The organism is Sedimentibacter sp. MB35-C1, assembly GCF_030913635.1.
Classification (GTDB): domain Bacteria; phylum Bacillota; class Clostridia; order Tissierellales; family Sedimentibacteraceae; genus Sedimentibacter.
Genome location: NZ_CP133188.1, coordinates 162,735 through 184,903, shown reverse-complemented (window position 1 = coordinate 184,903; position 22,169 = coordinate 162,735). Strand labels below are relative to the sequence as shown.

General features: G+C 35.3%; 16 protein-coding genes and 1 pseudogene. 14 read left to right on the top strand and 3 right to left on the bottom strand.

Annotation, left to right across the window (positions count from 1 at the left end; all coding sequences use genetic code 11):
- Positions 1–138 precede the first annotated feature (138 nt).
- The 4 genes and pseudogenes from RBQ61_RS00885 to RBQ61_RS00870 form a co-directional block, all read left to right on the top strand.
- Positions 139–1,539 carry a YfcC family protein gene (locus RBQ61_RS00885; protein ID WP_308138668.1) on the top strand — a complete coding sequence of 467 codons (1,401 nt, stop codon included), beginning with the start codon at positions 139–141 and terminating at the stop codon, positions 1,537–1,539.
- Positions 1,540–1,597: 58 nt separating this feature from the next.
- On the top strand, positions 1,598–3,172 hold the full coding sequence (locus tag RBQ61_RS00880) for an ATP-binding protein (RefSeq protein ID WP_308138667.1): 1,575 nt from the start codon (positions 1,598–1,600) through the stop codon (positions 3,170–3,172).
- A gap of 4 nt (positions 3,173–3,176) precedes the next feature.
- Complete coding sequence (locus tag RBQ61_RS00875) at positions 3,177–4,550, top strand: sigma-54 dependent transcriptional regulator (RefSeq protein ID WP_308138666.1); 1,374 nt, start codon at positions 3,177–3,179, stop codon at positions 4,548–4,550.
- 1 nt (position 4,551) lies between these two features.
- Positions 4,552–4,659, top strand: a pseudogene (locus tag RBQ61_RS00870) (ParA family protein); the annotation flags it as partial.
- 242 nt (positions 4,660–4,901) lie between these two features.
- Here the strand turns inward: RBQ61_RS00870 and RBQ61_RS00865 are convergent.
- Entirely contained in the window at positions 4,902–5,426 is a 525-nt protein-coding gene (locus RBQ61_RS00865; RefSeq protein WP_308138665.1) for a TetR/AcrR family transcriptional regulator, read from the bottom strand.
- 231 nt (positions 5,427–5,657) lie between these two features.
- Between RBQ61_RS00865 and RBQ61_RS00860 the strand changes: the two genes are divergently transcribed.
- From RBQ61_RS00860 to RBQ61_RS00845, 4 genes are all read left to right on the top strand, one after another.
- Positions 5,658–6,509 (top strand): DegV family protein, encoded by an 852-nt coding sequence (locus RBQ61_RS00860; protein ID WP_308138664.1) that lies wholly within the window; start codon positions 5,658–5,660, stop codon positions 6,507–6,509.
- A gap of 13 nt (positions 6,510–6,522) precedes the next feature.
- Positions 6,523–6,669 carry a hypothetical protein gene (locus RBQ61_RS00855; RefSeq protein WP_308138663.1) on the top strand — a complete coding sequence of 49 codons (147 nt, stop codon included), beginning with the start codon at positions 6,523–6,525 and terminating at the stop codon, positions 6,667–6,669.
- Between the two features lie 147 nt (positions 6,670–6,816).
- A complete protein-coding gene (locus tag RBQ61_RS00850; RefSeq protein ID WP_308138662.1) occupies positions 6,817–7,704 on the top strand; it encodes a DegV family protein in 888 nt (295 codons plus the stop codon).
- Between the two features lie 38 nt (positions 7,705–7,742).
- On the top strand, positions 7,743–8,324 hold the full coding sequence (locus tag RBQ61_RS00845; protein ID WP_308138661.1) for a hypothetical protein: 582 nt from the start codon (positions 7,743–7,745) through the stop codon (positions 8,322–8,324).
- Positions 8,325–8,552: 228 nt separating this feature from the next.
- On the opposite strand, the gene RBQ61_RS00840 is transcribed toward RBQ61_RS00845, so the two are convergent.
- The gene (locus RBQ61_RS00840) at positions 8,553–9,881 is read right to left on the bottom strand and encodes a sensor histidine kinase (RefSeq protein WP_308138660.1); all 1,329 of its coding nucleotides are present in this window, start codon (positions 9,879–9,881) and stop codon (positions 8,553–8,555) included.
- Entirely contained in the window at positions 9,871–10,599 is a 729-nt protein-coding gene (locus RBQ61_RS00835; protein WP_308138659.1) for a LytTR family DNA-binding domain-containing protein, read from the bottom strand. The genes RBQ61_RS00840 and RBQ61_RS00835 overlap by 11 nt, the downstream gene beginning before the upstream one ends.
- Positions 10,600–10,867: 268 nt before the next feature.
- Between RBQ61_RS00835 and RBQ61_RS00830 the strand changes: the two genes are divergently transcribed.
- The 6 genes from RBQ61_RS00830 (at position 10,868) to RBQ61_RS00805 (ending at position 21,492) form a co-directional block, all read left to right on the top strand.
- Positions 10,868–11,233, top strand: coding sequence for a hypothetical protein (locus RBQ61_RS00830; protein WP_308138658.1), 366 nt, complete (start codon positions 10,868–10,870; stop codon positions 11,231–11,233).
- Between the two features lie 51 nt (positions 11,234–11,284).
- On the top strand, positions 11,285–16,213 hold the full coding sequence (locus RBQ61_RS00825) for an S-layer homology domain-containing protein (RefSeq protein WP_308138657.1): 4,929 nt from the start codon (positions 11,285–11,287) through the stop codon (positions 16,211–16,213).
- Positions 16,214–16,585: 372 nt separating this feature from the next.
- Positions 16,586–17,263 (top strand): response regulator transcription factor, encoded by a 678-nt coding sequence (locus RBQ61_RS00820; RefSeq protein WP_308138656.1) that lies wholly within the window; start codon positions 16,586–16,588, stop codon positions 17,261–17,263.
- Position 17,264: 1 nt separating this feature from the next.
- Entirely contained in the window at positions 17,265–18,188 is a 924-nt protein-coding gene (locus tag RBQ61_RS00815) for a sensor histidine kinase KdpD (RefSeq protein WP_308138655.1), read from the top strand.
- A gap of 114 nt (positions 18,189–18,302) precedes the next feature.
- Positions 18,303–18,983, top strand: a complete 681-nt coding sequence (locus tag RBQ61_RS00810) for an ABC transporter ATP-binding protein (protein ID WP_308138654.1) — start codon at positions 18,303–18,305, stop codon at positions 18,981–18,983.
- Positions 18,976–21,492: an ABC transporter permease gene (locus tag RBQ61_RS00805; RefSeq protein ID WP_308138653.1), complete on the top strand. Its 2,517-nt coding sequence runs from the start codon at positions 18,976–18,978 to the stop codon at positions 21,490–21,492. Before RBQ61_RS00810 ends, RBQ61_RS00805 begins: the two co-directional genes overlap by 8 nt.
- Positions 21,493–22,169: the final 677 nt, after the last annotated feature.

Genomic DNA, 22,169 nt, shown 5'->3' with positions numbered 1-22,169 from the left:
AAAGTAAAATTAATAGCTATTATAAGAATTAACATGGCACTATTATTGAAATATTAAAAGAAATGGAGAAAATTGATTTGAAAAAGCTGAATTAATTTTTGGAAAGTTTATTTGAAGTATACAAGGGAGGAAGCTGTAATGATTAATAAGAAAAAGAGTAGTTTTATTGAGGGTATAAAGAATCCTAATTCATATATAATTATATTTTCAATTATTATTATAAGTATGGTGTTAACTTGGATTGTACCATCAGGAAGCTTTGACAGGATAGAAGACCCTGCATCTGGAAGGACGGTTATAGATCCGGATTCGTTCAAATACATAGAAGATAGGTCAGTAGGTATATTTGGAGCTCTTAAAACTATTCCAAAGGGTATATCAGATTCAGGCGGAATTATAGCATTTATATTTATCATATCTGGAGCCGTAGAGGTTATTAGAAGCACTGGTGCACTGGATTCAGCTATTTTGCATTTAGTTAATAAAATGAAAGGTAAAGATACACTGTTATTAGTATTTATATCATTTTTGTTCACAATGCTAGGTGCTGTTTTCGGCTTTGCAGAAGAAACAATTCCATTTATACCGCTAGGCATATCAATGTGTCTAGCTTTAGGTTATGATAGAATGGTTGGCTTTCATGTTGTAAGAACTGCAGCATGGATTGGCTTTGCTGGTGCATTCTTAAATCCTTTTTCAATTGGTGTTGCTCAAAGTATAGCAGAGCTGCCTATGTTTTCAGGTTTAGGGTATCGTTTATTTTGTTATGCAGTATTTTTTTTAATTGGCATTTGGTTTATTTTAAGCTATGCCAAAAAAGTAAAGGTTGATCCAACCAAAAGTGTTTTATATGGTTATGAAAGTCAAAGAGATTCCAGTGATTTTGAACTTAGAGACACTGGTGAATTAACAATAAAACATAAGCTGGTTTTACTTGTATTTGGAGGTAGCTTATTATTATTAGTATACGGAGTTATAAAACACGGATGGTATACAATCGAATTATCAGCTTTATTTTTAGGCGTTGGTATATTAGCTGGACTTGTAGGAGGGTTTACACCAAATAAGGTTGCCAGTGAATTTACTAAGGGTATGAAAGGTGTAACATATGGAGCATTAATTGTAGGCTTCGCTAGAGCTATTGTGTTAATATTGGAAGAGGGAATGATACTGGATACATTGGTATTCTCATTTTCACAGCCATTAATGGTGTTGGGTTCATCTGTAGCTGCAGTTGGAATGTTTGCTGTTCAATCAATATTGAATTTCTTCATCGGATCAAGTAGTGGATTAGCAGCAGCAACTATGCCTATTATGATTCCATTATCAGATGTATTAGGAGTTACGAGACAGACAGCTGTATTAGCTTTTCAATTTGGAGATGGCATAACAAACATGTTATGGCCTGCTATGATTTACTATTTAACTTTTGCGGATATTCCTTATAATGTTTGGGTTAAACATATAATAAAATTAAATATAATACTTAGCATTGTAGCTGTTGTTTTAGTAACTGTTGCACAAATGATTAGTTACTGACCTTTCTAAAGGGGCATTTAGTTAAATAAATTTCGCATATGTTAAAGGGGATGAACTAATGGCAAAAAATACGAAGGGTACTGATTTATATTTACTATCAGAAACATTTGATCAAATTTCAAAGGTTAAGGATTTTCAAGCTGCATCTGATATTATATTTAATTTTATAAAAAAATTTATTGTATTTGATATGGCGGTCATATATAGAATAAATGACAATGAAAACACTTTAGAAATAGCTTCTTGTCTAGGAAGTGATGCAGAAAAACTAAAAAGAAGAATGCCCTTTAAAATTGGTGAGGGGGCAGTTGGATTAGTTGCAAAAAATAAAAAATCAATACTTATCAATGATGCTCTTAAAAATAATGAAGTAAAGGTAAGGCAATATTATAATGAGGATCCCATTATAAGATCGTTCTTAGCAGTACCATTAGTTGTTGGAGATAAAAGCGTAGGAATTTTGAGTGTATCTAGCTCAAAAACTAATCAATATGTTGATTATGAGGTTCAATTAATCAATATCATTGCTTCCCAAGCAGCATTATTATTGGAGCTAAATAGTAACATTAAGGAAACTAAAAATTTTTCAAACAAAATACTTGATAACGTTAATAGCGGTATTATGGTTATTGATAATTCAAGTAATATAATTATTTTTAATAAGTCAGCAGAAGTAATAACAGGGTTCAGCGTTGGTGAAATATTAGGTATAAATATTGAAGTTTTACAGCTTGAACTGGAAAATAAAGAAAAAGCATTAAGCCTTAATAATCAAAGAACATTTTTTGAAGAGCCCGGGTATTTGGTAAGAAAAGATGGAAGTACTTTAAGAATAAGGTTTAGTACATCATTTATGTATAATTATGACAACACTATAAAAAGCTGCATTTGCATATTTAGAGATAATACGGAAATAGAAAAACTTCAAAGGCAGATAGTTATGGCAGATAAGTTAGCTGCATTAGGGAGGTTAACAGCGGGTTTAGTTCATGAAATTAGAAATCCACTATTGCCAATAAGGAATGCTAGTGAATACCTATTGTCTAAATATGGTAATGAGGGAACTGAGTTATCAAATCTTTTAAACATTATCAAGGAAGAGAGTAACAGATTAAATAGGGTTACGGATCAACTTGTAAGCATGAGCAAGGATAGCTATTATTCTATAGGAAACTGCTATTTAGATGAAGTTATTGATGAGGTATTAACATTATTAAAATATACTATTAATAAGAATGAAATAAAGCTAAACATAGAATATAATTCGGATGAAATTATATTACCTTATAACAAGGATAATTTAAAACAAGTATTTATAAATTTGTTATTAAATTCAATTGATGCATTAAAATCAATAAAAGAAAATAAAGAAAGAATTATTGAAATTCGTATAAATAAAAAAACCTACGATGCTTATATAGATATTAAGGATAATGGAACAGGTATCTCTAAAAATGATATTAACCTCATTTTTGATCCCTTTTTTACTACAAAGGAATGTGGTACAGGTATAGGCTTATCAATTGTTTTTAACATTATAAAAAAATTAGGCGGGGACATATTTATTGAAAGCGATATATCTAGAGGAACTACGGTATCATTAATGTTACCTATAGTTAAAGAAAGGAAGTAACATTATGAAAAATGCTAATTTATTGATAGTTGATGATGAAAAGTCTATTAGAGAAACACTAAGGGTCATATTGAGCGACTTAAATTACAATGTTTTTACCGCAATGGATGGATTTGAAGCTTTAGATATTTTAAATAATAATATTATAGATATTCTTATTACCGATTTACGAATGCCAAAGATGGATGGCATTGAGTTAATGAAACATGCATTAGAAGTTGACCCGTATATAGAAACAATATTTATATCTGCATATGCAGATGTAAAATCAGCAGTAAAGGTTGTGAAAATGGGAGCTATAGATTATATAGAAAAGTCATTTTCTAATGATGAGCTTATATTTGCAATAAAAAGAGCTATTGAGCATAGAAGTTTAAAAGAGGAAAACAGAAACCTAAAACGAAGAATAGAAAGTAAATATGAATATGATGGTGTTATTGCTAAGAGCGAAAAAATGCAAAGGGTTTTTGATATAGTAAATAAAGTAGCAAATAGCAGAGCAAGCATTTTGGTAACAGGTGAAAGTGGAGTAGGTAAAGAAGTAATAGCTAAATTAATTCATAATATGAGTAGCCGAAGAGACAAAAGCTTTGTTGTTATTAACTGTGGTGCAATACCTGAAAACCTTATTGAGTCTGAGCTATTTGGATTTGAAAAGGGTTCATTTACAGGTGCTGATCGTTTTCAGAAGGGTAAATTTGAGTTAGCTAATGGTGGCACTTTATTTTTAGATGAAATTGGGGAGCTTCCCTTTCAAGCACAGGTAAAGTTTTTAAGAGTACTGCAAGAAAAACAAGTTAATAAAATAGGATCTGAAAAAAGTATAAATGTAGATGTAAGGATTATTGCTGCTACAAATAAAAACCTGTCTGATGAGGCTAAGAACGGTACCTTCAGAGAAGATTTGTATTATAGATTAAATGTAGTTAATATTGAAATTCCACCATTAAGAGAGAGAAAAGAAGATATTCCTTCTCTTGCAGATTTATATATGGCACAATTTTCTGAGGAATATAATAAAAAATTAAAATATTTTGATCCTGTTGCTATAAAATATTTGTTAGAGTATGAGTGGAAGGGTAATGTCCGGGAGCTAAGAAACGCAATAGAGCACGCTGTTCTGATTGCACCTGAGGAAGAGGAATTTTTAATGAGAGAATATCTTCCTAAAGAAATAACTGGCATTACACATAATGAGTTAGAGGAAGAAAAAACAGAAAAAACACTGTCTGATTATGAAAAGATGATAATAATGAGTACATTAAGTAGATTTAATGGAAACAAAACAATGACTGCTAAGACCTTAGGTATAAAAAGGCAAACATTATATAACAAAATAAAAGAATATAATAATGAAGAGGCTAAAATAAACAACTAAAATAATAAGCATATTTAATCAAAAGGTTGGGGTGGGTAAGACTACTACAAATGTTAATCTGTGCGCAGCTCTAGTTTTAAAAGTTAAAAATGTTCTTAGCATTGACGTTACCCTCAAGATAGAAAAATCTGATAAAAAGAAGTAAAATCAATTATCAGATTTTTTGCATAGCGGGTATTCAATGTAGCGGAATTAAAGGGTTTGCGTTGTTTTTACTAAAAATATGAATCTGGCCACAATTATTTACATTATGACTATATCTAGCAGAATAAGTTATTAATATCATTATTCCACGTCCACATTATTTTAAGGGGCATATCTTTACGCAAAAGCAAAATTAATGCGTAAATTCTACTGATCATAAAATAATTTAAAGCACACTCCCGCTAATTCTTCAGAACTAATTAACATATCAGTTTCAATCCATTCAACAAGCATATTAAAGAACATCCCAACTAGACCATAGATACGGTAACGTTCTGTAACCGAAGAGATTTTTATGCTGTTAATGTAAAAGTTATTCAGGTAGTTCAGAATGAATATCTTATAGTTGCAGTCAAATAATAACCTGACGCTTTCTACATGCTCTGCAAAATGATCAAATAGAACCTTCCAATATTCATACCATTGTTTTGTTTGTATATAGGGAAGAGATATTTTAGTTATCTTTGTCATAAAATCATCAAAAATATCCATTAGGATATCCTCTTTAGATTTATAGTTGCGGTAATAAGCCATACGTGATACGCCTGCTTTTTCAACAATATTGTTTATAGTAATATCGTCCAACTTTTTCTCTTTTAGAAGCAGTATTAATGCTGTTTGAATACTTTCTTTCGATATTTTCTTAATTTCTAGGTTTGAAGCTAGTGACATAAGAACTCCTTTTGTAACATCCCTTTAGTTTTTATTGATAAATAAGATATGCGATGTTACAATTATAACATCCACCTTAGTATAGTAAATTATATATAAGAAATCAACTTTATTTTAATAATTATTTATTTTGGATTTTAGATTATTGGAAATTGACTACTATAGTGGTTTTATAAAAGTACGATATAGTGCAGATTTTCAATATTTTATTTATAAGAGAGGTAGAATAACTTGAATAAAATTATTTTAAGTGCAGATAGTACCTGCGACCTTGGTGATGTATTAAAAGAACGATATGAAGTTAATATACATCCGCTTCATATTAATTTAAATGATAAACTATATAATGATGGGATAGATATTACGCCGGATAACATTTATGATACATACCAAAAGCATCTAATTTTACCGAAAACATCAGCTCCTAACCCTATAGAATATATGGATTATTTTAAAAAGTGGACAGATGATGGCTATCAGGTTATTCATTTAAACATTGGCTCGGGAATTTCTTCTGCATACCAAAATTGCTGCATAGCAGCAAAAGAACTAGGGAATGTTTATCCAATAGATTCAGGCAATCTTTCTACAGGAATGGGACTGCTTGTTATAGAAGCTGCTGAACGCATAGCGCAGGGAATGGTGGCAAATCAAATCTGTCAGGAAGTTAATAAATTAAAGACTAAAGTACATGCAAGTTTTATAGTAGATAACCTTACTTATCTTCGTGAGGGCGGAAGATGTTCAGCCGTTGCTGCTCTAGGTGCAAATTTATTTAATATTAAGCCAAGCATAGAGGTTGATAATTCAAGTGGAAAAATGAAGGTAGGAAGAAAGTACCGTGGTACTTTGCCCAGAGTTCTAAAACATTACACATTGGATAAATTAAGTAACAAAACTGATTTAAAAGACGATAGGATTTTTATTAGCCACTCTGGCACATCTTCCGAGAATATTAACCTTATAAGAGAAACTATAGAAGAAATATCTGATTTTAAAGAAATTTTAGTTACACGCGCGGGATGTACAATTTCTTCCCATTGTGGTCCAAATACAGTTGGCATATTATATATGTCAAAATAAGGAGAAGGCTTATATGTTTGTTGAAGAAATAGAACAAAAATTTATACATGTTTTTGATTCTTTAAGCGCTTCAGCCGGTGAGACATTGATTTGCAGAAAAATACATGATCTTGCAGAAAGTGGGCTAGAGGAACTTGAAATTGTAGAAATGTTGGGTTGAGCTCAACTTATGCACATGACGGTGGACTGGTATTATCATTTTAATTTTAAATCGCAATAAAAATCACTTGTTTACTTAGGAAGATTATATGATGTCTGCATCTAAGGCGAATACCTATTATCAGGTTATAAAGGAGAATGATTGAATATGTTTAAATATATTTTAACTTGTTGTTCTACAGCAGACTTGCCCTATGATTATTTTAAAAAAAGGAATATTCCATTTGTAAGTTTTCATTATATTTTAGATAAGAAAGAATATTTTGATGATTTGGGCCAAACCATACCTTTTGAAGAGTTTTATAGAAGAATTTCAGCAGGATCAATGCCTACAACCTCACAAGTAAATGTAGGACAGTATATAGAGTTTTTCGAACCATTTCTGAAGAATGGAAAAGATATTCTCCATATTTCGTTTTCTTCTGGCTTATCAGGAGCCTATAATTCTGCTACTATTGCTCGAGATGAGCTGCTATCAATATATCCGGATAGAAATATCCTCATTGTAGATTCCTTAGGTGCGTCCTCAGGCTATGGGCTGCTTACAAGTATGGCGGCAGATATGCGGGATAATGGAGCATCAATTGATGAAGTATATAATTGGCTTCAGGAAAATAAGCTTAATGTACATCATTGGTTTTTCTCTACGGACCTTACACACTATAAACGCGGTGGTCGTATATCAGCTGCATCTGCAACTGTAGGAACTTTGCTTAATATTTGCCCGTTGCTAAATATGAGCTACGATGGAAAACTTACTCCACGTAAAAAGATTCGTGGCAAAAAGCATGTGATTTCGGAAATTGTTCATATGATGGAGCTGCATGCAAAGGATGGTATAAATTACTCTGGAAAGTGTTTTATCTCCAATTCAGCATGTTATGAAGATGCACGCAGGGTGGCTGATTTAGTAGAAGAAAAATTCCCTTTACTCAATGGGCGTGTAATGATAAACAGCGTTGGCACCGTAATCGGCTCTCATACCGGTCCAGGAACCGTGGCACTTTTCTTTTTAGGTGACAGGCGTGAAGATTAGTTTAATTCAAATTTATAATTGTATCGCAGGTAAAATAAATGAATAGAGAAAATAAATTTGCAAAAATAATCCGGGTGATTACTGTAGTGCCAGTTATGGCATTAATCACACTTAGTATTCTTTATAGATTACAGCCTAATATTTTTCAGGAAACCTCCCAATATATTATATCAATTATATTTTTTATAGTATTACCGTTATCTGCTTATCCCTTACAATTAGTTTTACCGAAATACCGTAACAAAGGCAGAGAGGGGCAGCGCAATCTCGCTATCATTACTGGAGTTTTAGGGTACTTATTTGGTATTGTTTTCGTGTTGTGCTATCATACTACTAAAGAATTACTAATGATTTATTTAGTTTATTTTTTATCAGGTATTGGAATTTTAGTTTTTAATAAAATATTTAAAATTCGTGCAAGTGGGCATGCTGCTGGGATAGCAGCTCCAATTTTAATTTTAATATATTTTATAGGTATTAAAGCTCTTGTCAGTGTATGTGTCCTTGCACTGGTATATTGGGCATCAATAAAAACGAAACGTCATACGGTGCCGCAATTACTTTGGGGTAGTGTGATTCCCATATTTGCGATTATAATAGCGGTATTACTAACTTCTTAGGGCACCTTTACATTAGGGGGTACATCTTTACGCAAAACCAATATTAATGTGTATTTGTATCATCTTATGCCAAAACACATGTGGAAACTGTATTGCTAATAACGGGTAATTAACAACAATTTTAAATAATGAAGAATAACTCAATCTGCCTACCATTTGCAACCTTAATTTTTGTTGGTAGGCAAATTATGATATCATGTATGTCTCCCGTTCCTTATAATTTTCTTATTACGTTACAAGTTTCAACATAACAGATGAACGAAATATTTGATCTGAAAACTCAAACTTTACTTCACCGTAATATTTATCGGATACTGCCTGAACAGAAGTAATACCAATACCTTCTCCGTCCCGTTTTGAAGAAAGAAAGGCATTATTTTCTTTTAAAATGGAACCTTCATAACTGTTATCTACAGTTATAATGATATATTCGCCTGCCACTGCTGCACTAACAGTGATAAATTTTTCTCCTGTTTTTTGTCGGTTACATGCCTCCCAAGCGTTTTCTAGCAAGTTTCCGAAAACTACACACAAGTCACTATCAGCAATTTTAATTTTCTCAGGGAGGTTCAATAGAACATCTGTATGAACCCCTGAATGTTTAGCCTTCTCTATATAATGGCGGACAATAGTGTCAACTGCATAATTTTTACAAAGTATGATTGTGGAATCCTCCGCAACTGTTTGCAGATACTGACCGATGTATTCCTTAAGTTTCTGCTGTTCGCCCGCAGCTAAATACGCCTGAAGCAGTGTAAGGTGGTGGCGCAGATCATGCCGTGCAGCCTTTGTTTCATCTATATGCGCTACAATCGCCTGAAAATATTCATGCTCCAATGCAAGCTGGCGTTCACTCAGGTTGGCTTTTTCCTCCAGATAGATATTTTCTGCAGTTTGTTTCAGTGCTATGGAAAAAATGATACTACTCCCCATAATACTGCCGAAACAAAATATTCGAATCAGATAGTCATAGAGCGTATCCGATCGCTCAAAACCCAGACCTCCTGTTGTAAGGAATGTTCCGCTGTAAAGAAGAATAAAAATAATCCAAACTATATGCCATGACTTTCCTGAGGCGATTTGCAACGCAGGTCTTACATTCTGTTCCATATGCTTAATTACAAAAGGAAAAATGATGGCAATCTGTAAAGCTGAGGCAATATTAGCAAAAAAATAATAAGGGACAGAATCTGTGTATTTTGCAAAAAACAGGCTTTCCAAAAAATTAGCGTTTGTCATTATAAATCCTGCTAGGGAAAATGCAATACCCCAAACAAATACTTGCTTTATTAGTTTTTCGCGGACCAGAAAAAAGGATAAAATCGAATTAAAAATAGAAAAAGCCAGTTGATAGCGCTGGGTCATAGATAAATCCCAAAATGGTTGCCGGGTAGCAAAACAAAAAAGACTTGCCTGAACTAAGATTAGAACAACATAGAGCAGGAAAAGAGTCTTAACGGAAATTCTAAGCTTATCCCGAAACGGATAAAATCGAAGTGTCGCAAAAGGAGCTACAAAAATGACGATATATATAAAAGTTATGGTATCAGCAAACACTGCTCCTCCTCCTTATTGTGCTAAACAAATAGTCAGAGTACTTTTGACGCATTAACTGTCTATCTTTTTTGGGAATTGGGATTCTCACACCATCTTTTAGGACAAAGTCGGAATCGTCCTGAGATGCGATGAAATTCATATTGACAACATAACTTCTATGACAGCGCAGAAAGTTTTCCGCTGGAAGAAGTTTCATAAACTCATCCAATGATATATAGGTCTTCACTTCTTTGGAAGGAGTATGAATTAACAGGGTGTTGCTATATATCTCAGCAAAAATCAGATCATTCAAAAGAATGCGGGTAATTGTCCGTCCGGATTTTACCTCTATGTACTGTCTGGACTGTGTAAATACCTGTTTACAACGTTCCAAACCACTTTTGACATTTTCATAGTTCAGTGGTTTCATTAGATAATGTACTGCACCAACCTCGAACCCGTCTAAAGCGTGATCTGGACTTGTTGTAGTAAAAATGATTAGGCATTCCAGACCTGCATCCCTTATGGTGTGGGCTATTTCTATGCCATTTTTTCCTTCCATGTAAATATCCAGAAACAAGATGTCATACTGTTTATATTTTAAATTCTCTAACAGATCCTCTCCGCTTTCAAACTTAGAGATCGTGCAGTCGATACTTTGTGTATTCATATAATGCAAGATATATTTTTCCAAAAGCGCTAGATCTGAACATAAATCATCGCAGATACCAATATTCAATTGATTTCCTCCATTCTGCAATATAATATTTCATTGCTAGAATAACATATTTTTGTTAATTTTTCTATAGTAAAGGACATGAATTTCTTTTTGTCAAGTTTTTTATAGGGTTCGATGTGCTTTTTACATCGAAAAGATGCTGTTTACATCGACTTTATTGAATAACTTTCTCAAAAATCATAAAATATATGTAGTCTGATTTTCTTATATATCAGAGACTTTTGTTTTCGTTACTGCTTATGAAAAGAACAAGCAAGGAGGTGTGACATTGAATATCTCTGTTTACAATGATAATGTAACGGAACAGGAAATGATAATCTGTTATATCAAAAGCTATTACCACGGAAGAAACATGGCTGTCAAAATTCATGCGCTCGGTTCAGGAGCTTTCCTTGATGAAAGCATAGAAGCAAATGTTCCGGATATTGCGCTGATATGTCTGGATGATGATAAGGGGATTCGAACAGCACGACATATTAGAGAATTGTACAAAGCCTGTGAGCTGGTTTTTATCAGTGATACTCCGAAATACGGAATGGAAGCCTATGATCTGCATGTAGTACATTATCTTGTAAAGCCTGTCGGGTACAGTCAGCTTTGCGAAGCACTGTCACGTTGCGAAAAGCAGAGATAACAGGGGAACAGAAGGAGAAAACCGAGGTTTAGGTGAGACTTGAATCGAAGAATGGGGCAAAGAAGCAATAAAAAGGAATCATGGATTGCAAGCTGTGGTTCCATCATCAATATTGAATTTCTTTGTCAGAATTTATTACATAAGGATGATAAGGAGGAAAATATGCAGAAAAGAATCTTAAGCATACTGCTTACAGTATGTATGATTATGGCTATGTTGCCAGTGATGGCACTGGCGGAAGACTACCAAGATTGGACGGCTGCGATGGCAGAGGACGTAACGCTAACCGCTGATACGGACACCATCACCATTGACGGCGTAAGCTATACATACAAGGGCGACGTTAGCAACGCGGGGCTTGATTTGTCCAGCAGTACCCCCACAGAGACGACCGCCTACATAGCGGAAGACGGCTATATCCTATGGGGGCCGACTGTGGATACCGATAGTAATGTCACAGGAGGTACGCTGACGCTGAACGGCGCATCTATATCCGTCACCAGCGGCACAGCCCTGAAACTTCCAAACGTAGAAATAACCATCGATGTGGAAGGAGAAAACACAATTTCAGGCGGCTCTTATGGAATTTATAAAAACATTGGAACAACCACCATCGAAGGCAGCGGCACGCTGACCGTTTCACATATCGAATATGGCGCAATTTGTCTAAATAATGATTTATTGATCATTACAGGCGATGTGACTGTGGTTGCCAATTCGGCTGGACCAATAGCAGCTTATGGCCAAAATCCCCAGGATGGTCTGACCATCTCCGGCAATGCCAATGTAATGGCCTCGGGCGGCGGTGAGCAGAATATCTACTCAAACGGCACGATTACCATTAATACCACCGGAGAAGTGAATGCACCGAATATTAGAACAACAGCTGATTTTACATATACGAGCGGTACCATGACCGGTTCCTTGGTTCTTGAGGGCAAGGATAACTATTACGAAAATTTTGTTTATTCGGTTTACGGCGATTTTGCATTGACCACAGATCAAACCATTAATTCCTGTTCTGGGGAAGATGGTCTGACCGTCTTAACTGGCGCAACACTGACCATCGACGAAGGGGTAACCCTGACGATAGAAGATGGTGCGGAAATCACAAATAACGGTACCATTATTAATAACGGCACCATCAATTTTATGGATGAAAGCATCACCGCTGAAACGATTAATAATTTGAATTTGAGCGGCTGCGGCAAAATCCAGATAGACAGCAATAATGTTTTGCTGATTGGCGGCGAATTTAATACAGTTTACTCTGATATCAGCAATGATAAACTTGACTTGAATACGGACACTCCCACTGAAAAACGCTTCTACACCGCAGGCGATGGCTACGTTCTGTGGGAACCAACGTTGGACGACAGTAGTGTGGTTACCAGCGGAACCTTGACCCTGCACAATGCGACGATTAACAACACAAGCGGTGGTGCACTGTACCTGCCTAACCTTCCTGTTACCATTGAGGTGGAAGGAGAAAACAATATCACATCATCCTCCACTGGGATTTTTCACGATAGTGGCGATACCGACATCCAGGGGAGTGGGATATTAAATGTTACATCCAATGGTAGTAGTAGCGATGGGATTTGTCAAGGCAATGATACTTTGACAATTACAGGTGATGTGACCGTAGCAAGTGCAACGGGTAATATGTCTTACGGCATTAACGCCCAGAAGGCATTGACAATCTCCGGTAATGCTAACGTAACAGTATCTGGAGTTTCAAGGGGAATTTATTCCAATGGCAGTATTACCGTCAATACCATTGGAACTGTGAACGCGCAGAGAATATCGACAGGTTACTTTTCGTACCAAAGCGGTAACTTGACTGGCTCTTGGGTCTCGGAGGGCAAGGAAAACTATTATAATAACTTGGTTCAGACAGTTTATGGAAGTTATGAACTGACCGACGATAAAACCATTACTGCTTGGACTGATGAGGATGGGCTGACTGTGGCATACGGCGGGACGCTGACCATTGACGATGGAGTGACCATTACGGTTGAAGACGGCACGGAAATTACAAATAACGGTACCATTGTTAATAACGGAACCATTAATTTCCAAGGCGAAACTATTTCCGCCGCAACGATTACGGCATTGAACCTCACGGGGGACGGTAGTGTTCAGGTGAACGGCACCCCTGTTTTAGTAGTTGACGGAAAATTTTATTCCCCTAACATTGAAATCAGCAATAGTACTCTCGATTTAAGTACAGGTGCCCCAACTACTGACACTGTCTACATAGCAGGAAATGGCTATGTTCTGTGGAAACCGACGGTGGAAAGTGAAGCCGTTACCGCCGGCACACTTACACTTCACAATGCGACCATGGAAGCAAACGAGTACAAAGCGTTGATTACCCTTCCAACCGTTGACGTTATTGTTGAACTTGAGGGTGAGAATAGCTTGACCAATAATGTTGATGCAAATGATATAATTGCTATTATTAAGCAGGGCGGTATCGCAGTGATTGACAAGGACAATCCTGTGAAACAAGTTCCGCAGGACTACAAACTAACTTTCTTAGGGGATGGAACCTTAGAAACGGAGACAAATAGTAAAATACCAATTTCCACAGATGGTACACTGATTATCGCAAGCAGTGGAAATATTGATACAGAAAACATCTACGCAGTTAATTTTGTCATGGATAGTGGTTATCTTAAAGGCAATTTATATTCCAGTGGAGATACCGTGATTAACGGAGGAACGATTTATAACGAAAAAGCTGGTATTTGTCAGGGAGATTTTTCTATGACGGGTGGAACAGCCAACTATCATTCTTTAGATTCTTATGGACTGGTATGCATCGGAACAGTTACCTATACCGGCGGCACACTCAATGCCAGTGTCTTAACTGTAGATGCTGCCAATTTCATCATCACTAACACGATTTATGGTGACTGTGCATTGTCTAATGAAACAATGCAAACTGGCATATCGCAGTATTCCGCTAAATATATTCTTAGGATCTCCAGTGGCAGCAGATGGACGATCGACAGTGACTCTAAGATGTATACGGCAGGAAATGCTTCAGGATTAGTTATGTCGGGAGTAACGGCGGATAACATCGGAGAATACATTATCAATAATGGGACTCTGGTTAACAATGGAATCATTCTTTTGCCGAATGGGCTGACAGAGGTTCAGGTCAAAACAATTGCCCAGAATGTTTTAAAAGCTTCAGGCACCGGCAAAATTCAGGTGTATGATGGAGTTGATGGAACAAACAATACTATTTATTCCAATAGCGGCGAACGAATTACCGTGATTCACGGTGATCTTGATTTGGCACGCGGTGACCACAGTAGTGCAACGCTTGCAGACGATGGTTACACCTGGACAGGCAATAGTACAGACGGCTACACGTTGACTTTGGGTGGTGCTTATGTGGACGGCAATCTTACCCTGCCTGACAATTCCCCTGTGAAGATTCACACGACTGCAGACAGCGTCATTAATGGTGTTATCCAGGGTGCTGGCTCCTATCTTATTGATTTTACCTTTACCGGAACTGCAGAGCTGAGTATTAACGGAGATATTGTCGGTTTTACGAATGGCGATACGATTACCGTGCAAGACGGCGCACAGTTAACGATAAACGGACTTATTTCCATCGGTGCTTCCGGAACAGACGGTACGTTGGTAGTAACTGGGGAAGGAACTACCATGTCTATTCCTTCTACTGGTGCTTACGCCATTGGTTGCGATACTGTACGGGTAGAAGGGGGTGCAACGTTAAATGTAAGCGCAGAGTATTACAGTATACATACTTTAGACGGTGGCATTTCTGTCACTGACGGATCGACACTTACAGTGGGATGTGACTACGGCGTGTATATAGAGGACGGAACCTTTACTGTGGATGATTCCAGTATCTTCACCGCAGATGCAGCAGTTGCTGCAATTTGTGTAGTGGATAAAAGTACAACAAAATCCCAGAGTGAGACACTGAATGTGTCATCGACATTGCTTCCAAGCGGCACGGAAATTGCCAGTGCCATAGGCGATAGAAGTGGCTATGGGTATACCTACTGGAGCATCGTAACGAGCGGTAATATCCTGTCCGCAACCGATGAAAATTATACACCAGTAACCCTTTCCAATGCAGTAGGTGAACTGACTCTGAAAAAGAATAGTAGTTCAGGTGGAAGTAGCAGCACAACATCATATACCATCACTGCAACGGCAGGAGAAAATGGTAGCATCAGTGCTAATGGTAAGGTCAATGTGGTTAAAAATTCAGACAAAAGCTTCACCATTACCCCTGACAGTGGGTATGTTGTTTCTGATGTCTTGGTAGACGGAGTGAGTGTAGGAGCAGTAACATCGTATATCTTTGAAAATGTTGCAAAGAATCATACTATTACAGCTAGCTTTGTTAAGTCTGTTGAGCAACCTGAAACAATTACCTATGATGATGTAAAAGATAGCGATTGGTTTAAGGATGCAGTTTACTACGTTACTAATGAAGGTCTTATGAGCGGAATGGGCAATGATGAGTTTGGTCCTTATATCAACACTGACCGTGGGATGATTGTTACTATCCTTTGGAGATTGGAAGGACAACCTGAGGCTTCCAGTGATGCCAGTTTCTCAGACGTTACCGAGGGCAAGTATTATGAGGATGCAGTCAACTGGGGGGTAGAAAATGACATCGTGAAGGGCTATGGAAACGGAAACTTTGGTCCTACAGATACCATTACTCGTGAGCAGATGGCGGCAATTTTGTATCGATATTCGCAGTTTAAGGGATATGATACGACACAAGGCGGTATGGCTGTCCAAAAATTTTCTGATTACGACATGATTTCAGATTGGGCGCTTGAGTCGGTAACGTGGTCCGTAAACGCAAAGTTGATGTCTGGTAAGGACAATAATGTGATTGATGCACGTGGAGAGGCTACTCGTGCAGAGGTTGCGACAATTTTAATGCACTTTTGCCAGAACGTGTCTAGGTAATTCAATCTTTTTGAAGTAAAGGTGACCGGGAAATTCCCGGTCACCTTTTGTAATTGGGGCATTGTATCATTCGGTATGGTATGATAAATAAATTTTATAAGAGTTTAAATCAATTTTATAAGCAAAAAATTCATAAGTCGTAAATAGGCTAAGCCTTAGGTCAACTTAAACGACCTACAGACTTAGCCTATTTTTTATGACCAAAAACAAAAAATCGGCTTTACACCGATTAATCTATGTGGACTTTTATATACTAATTGTAATATAATTCGTAAATATTCCAAATAATTTATATTTTAGGCATGTGTTTGGGTTTATGAGAAATGTAAAAAGTGGTAATATAAGTTTAACATTACGTTGGAGGGGATAACCTTGTATAACATATTAATTGTAGAGGATGATTTAGTTTTAAGCAAAGGTATAACACTTGCTCTAAAACAAGAAAACTATGGATTTACCTGCATAAATACTATTAAAGAAGCTAGATGCCTTGTAAACGAAAATAAATATGACTTAATAATTTTGGATATAAATTTACCAGATGGAAACGGGATTGATTTTCTCATAGACATAAGAAAATCTTCATCTATGCCTGTAATTATGTTAACTGCCAATGATTTGGAAACAGATATTGTGACAGGGTTAGAAATGGGAGCAGATGACTACATAACGAAACCATTTAGCCTTATGATTCTACGTGCCAGAGTTAATGCTCAGCTAAGGAAAGCTATAAACTCAAATTCCCAGATAATATTAATAGATAATTTCAAATTCTGCTTTGAAAAAATGAAGTTTTATAATAATGGACAAGTTATTGAACTTAGCAAAACAGAACAGAAGCTACTTAAAATTCTAGTAGAAAATAAAGGAAATACCGTAGCAAGAGCTACACTTGTTGATAGAATCTGGACCGACAGTACGGAATATGTTGACGAAAATGCTCTGTCTGTGGCGATAAAACGTCTTAGGGATAAACTGGAGGATAAGCAGCCTTCGCCAAAATATATAAAAACAGTCTATGGAATTGGATACACATGGGCGGTGAAATAATATGAGCCTAATTAATTATGTTTGTATATTAGTCGCTACTTTTTCGATTATAATCTCCATTTTTCTAGTGTTTAGAGAACGAAAAAATACTGATAAAACACTTTTAAATTTAAAAAAAATGTTGGATAGTGCAATAGATGGAAGTTTTAATGAAGAAATTTATGATGAAACAAAGGTTTCTGCAATAGAGTCGCAAATGGGCAGATATTTGGCTGGTTGTGTTGTCTCTTCAAAGAATATAAAGAAAGAAAAAGAGAAAATAAGCACACTAATTTCGGATATTTCACACCAAACAAAAACAACAGTATCCAATATTCTGCTGTATTCTCAACTACTTTCTGAGTATCAGCTCAATGATGAATGTAAAGAGTTAGTTAATAATTTAATATATCAATCCGAAAAGCTTAGCTTTTTAATAGGATCTCTTGTAAAAACTTCAAGGCTAGAAACAGGAATTATCTCTGTTTTACCAAAGAAAAATAGTGTAGTTGATTTAATATACTCGACTATAAGTCAAGCCAAACCAAAAGCTCAAAGCAAAGGAATAAAAATTATTTTGGAAAAGTGCGATTATACAGCTAACTTTGATATGAAGTGGACTATGGAAGCCGTTTATAATATTCTAGATAATGCTATAAAATACTCTAGCCCAAATTCTAAAATCAATGTTAAAGCTAAGATGTACGAAATGTTTTGCAGAATAGATATTAAGGATAGTGGAATAGGAATAGAAGAATTCGAACAATCAAAAATATTTGCAAGGTTTTATCGTTCTATATCTGTAGCAGATAAAGATGGAGTCGGAATAGGATTATATCTTGCAAGAGAGATAATTTTTGCCCAACAAGGATATATAAAAGTTAAATCCCAAAAAGGGAAAGGTTCCATTTTTTCTGTTTTTCTGCCAACTGAATGTCCAGACTAGTCGTAAATCTTTCAAAACTGTTAGATTCTCGAAAGATTGTGGAAAGAAAGGTTTGCTAAAGTCTATATATAGAGAGAAATAATTATATATAGATTATTTACTGGAGGTAGTAGAATGACAATTCTAGAAACAAGCGACTTAAAAAAATATTATGGCAAAGGTAGCACCACAGTGAAAGCTTTGGACGGTGTTAATCTAAAAGTTAAAAACGGAGAATTCGTTGCCATTATTGGAACATCGGGTAGTGGTAAATCCACATTATTGCACATGCTTGGAGGATTGGATAGACCAACAAACGGAACTGTTTTGGTGGATGGCAAAAATATATTTACACTAAAAGATGATGAATTAACCATCTTTAGGAGGAGAAAAATAGGCTTTGTATTCCAGAACTATAATCTAGTTCCAGTTCTTAATGTTTATGATAATATTGTGCTTCCAATACAGTTGGATGGAAATAAGCCAGATGAAAAATATTTGAACCAGATTATTAAATCTCTTGGTTTGGAAAGCAAACTATATAATCTACCAAATAATTTATCTGGAGGGCAACAGCAGAGGGTTGCAATTGCACGGGCACTTGCAACAAAACCAGCTATAATCCTAGCAGATGAACCAACAGGTAACTTAGACAGCAAAACAAGCCTTGATGTTATGGGGCTTTTCAAAGTGACTAGTAGCAATTTCAACCAAACTATCGTTATGATTACTCATAATGAAGAAATTGCACAGATGGCAGATAGAATTATCCGAATTGAAGATGGAAAAATCATAGGTGGTGTGGATAATGATTAAAGTTAGCAACCAAAAAACAATTAGTAATCTTGCTAAAGCCACTGTTAAATTTAATAAGCTGAGAAATGTTTTTGCGATTGTAGGAATTATATTGACAACAGTTCTTTTCACAAGTGTTTTTACAATTAGTATGAACATGATTGATTCTATGGAAGAGAGCACTATGCGTCAGGTTGGCGGAAGTTCTCACGGTGGTTTTAAATATTTAACCGAGGAACAATATAATAAGCTAAAAGACAACAAATCCATAAAAGAGATTCACTACACTGTTGTTTTAGGCAATGCGGAAAATAAGGAGCTTATAAAGCGTCCAACAGAGATTCGTTATGCTTCTAGTGATAGAGAAGCTGAACTAATGTTTTCTAAACCTACTGCAGGAAGAATGCCTGAAGACAAAGGCGAAATTGCAGTAGATACTATAGTTTTAAATAAGCTTGGAGTTGAGCCTAAATTAGGTGAAAAGGTAACTCTCGAATATTCTATACACGATAAAAAGCATAAGGATACATTTACTTTGGTTGGCTTTTGGAAAGGCGATAAAGTGATGAAAGCGAGCCAAGCTTGGCTTTCTAAAGACTATATAGAGGAAAAACTGGAAGGTTATGTTCCAAATAATGAATATGATTTTATCGGAAGAATTAATGCAGATATTAACTTTTCCAACAAATATAATATTGAAGATAAACTGACAAAAGTTATAGAGGATAGTGGATATAAAGCAGAAGATATTTCTATCGGTGTAAACTGGGCATATATAGGTTCTGGCGAAGTGGATATGGTTTCTGTTGTAGTAATTGTGGGAAGTTCCTTGCTTATAACACTTTGTGGATATCTAATAATCTCGAACATCTTTTACATTTCTATAGCAAAAGATATTCGCTCCTATGGTCTACTAAAGACTGTGGGAACAACAAGTAGACAGATACGAAAACTTGTAAAGAAACAAGCATTATTTTTGTGTATTATAGGAATACCAACAGGTTTAGTTTTGGGTTATTTAGTTGGTGCAATATTAACTCCTGTTGTTATTAGTATTACAAATGTCAGTGTAATAAAAATGTCTTTAAATCCGTTAATATTTATAGGTTCAGCACTTTTTGCACTATTTACAGTACTTATTAGCGTTAATAAATCCGCAAAAATGGCAGGAAAAGTAAGCCCAATAGAAGCTATTAGAAGCACAGATATAATGGAGAAAAATATTAGAAAAAATACTAGGAAAAGCGGTAAAGCTAGTCCTGCCAAGATAGCCTGTTCCAATGTTCTTCGCAACAAGAAAAAAGTAGTACTAGTAACTCTTTCTTTATCTTTAAGCTTAATAATGCTCAATATAACATTTTCGGCAGTCAATTGCTTTGATATGGATAAATTTTTAAAAGGTTCTATAGTAAGTGATTTTGCTGTTGCCGATGCACGGTATTTTAATGTTTATAACGGATATAGTAATGAGAACACATTAACAGATGAGTTTTTAAATGAACTTTCCTCGCAAAATGGTGTAGAGGAAATAGGAAAAATATATTTTATAGAGCTACCATATAAAATAGACGAAAACATTATGAGAGCTTTGCAAGAAGCGGATGCAAAATCCCCTTTTTCGGAGAAGGATAAAGAAATGTACCAGTATTATATAGATTCGGGTATTGCCAGTGGGCATCTTTATGGATTAGATAAAATGTGTGTAGATGCAATAGAGGTTTATGCTGGGGAGATAGATTGGGAGAAGTTTAAAACAGGAAATTACATTATAGTTTCTTCATTTGATCGTAATGGAGAAGTTAACTATTATAATGTTGGGGATAAAGTTGGCTTGGATTTTGAAGATGGAAATATAAAGGAATACGAGGTAATGGCTGTTGGAAATATAGAGCACAGCGTTTCTGTTCGTCACTCCCACCCAATAGACCCAAATTTTTATCTACCATCCAAGGAATTCCTAAAAGAATATAGCGATAGGGCCCCAATGATAACAATACTTAATACAAATGATGATAGTGAAGATGATATGGAAACTTATCTAAAAAACTATTGCAACAATGTTAACGACGAAATGCAGTACGAATCCAAAGCAGTATTTGAAAAAGAATTTGAAAATCTACAAAAAACGTATCTGTCTGTTGGATTAGTTCTAAGCTTTATAATAGGGTTTATAGGAATAATGAATTTTATAAATACAATAGCAACATCGGTTATTGCAAGGAGAAGAGAACTTGCTATGCTCCAAAGTATAGGCATGACAAACAGCCAGTTACGACAAATGCTTATGACTGAAGGGTTAATGCATGCATTCTTAACTCTAATATTTACATTAACTATAGGAAGTATGCTAGGCTATTTTGGAGTTAATACACTTGTTGGAGATATGTGGTTTTTCACACCTCACTATACAATAATTCCAGTTATATACTGCGTGCCAATATTCATAGCTATCGCCATTTTAGTACCTATATTGTGCTACAAATTATCTGCCAAAGAAAGCATAGTAGAAAGGCTTCGAGAAGTTGAATAAATCAAAACCCTAAAGAACATAATACTGCTATCTCTTAAGAGGTAGCTAAAAATTCGACAATCGAAGATTTTTCTCAGGATACTGTTAAAGCCACTTTTTCATTGCCTATTTATTCTTGTTCTTGTCTAAAATGTTCTCTTTAGAAAAAACTCTTTTATCTGAAAAGAATCCTGATGAAAAAAGAGACTATGAAATAATTGAAAATATAACAATAAACGGACAATAGACAAAAAGCCCCCAATTGTAGGATAATAAAACTACGATTGGGGTTATAATTATGTCTGGGAAAAAAGAAATAAAGCAAAAGAGATAAGAATTGAGATAATAGAAAAACAGAAGGACGGACAGACTGCACGATCTTTAAATAAAGAATACGGAATCAGTAGATGGTCAATTAGGTGTTGGTGTGGGCTAACAAATATGTCAATGACGGTGATAAAATATAAAATAACATTGATGAAAAAATCGCTAATATCAATAACACAGCGCTTCTATTAGAGTTAGCTAATCAGGTAAAAAGAATTGAAATAATATTTCTTAATATTGGAGAGTTTATTTCAAAATTGAAAGATGGACTTTGAATCCTTATTCAGTAACTTTTACTTTCAAGAGAGGTTTGATAGTTGAGGAAGATTGCACAGCAAAGAAATAATTGATGTTAATATTATTCAAATGCC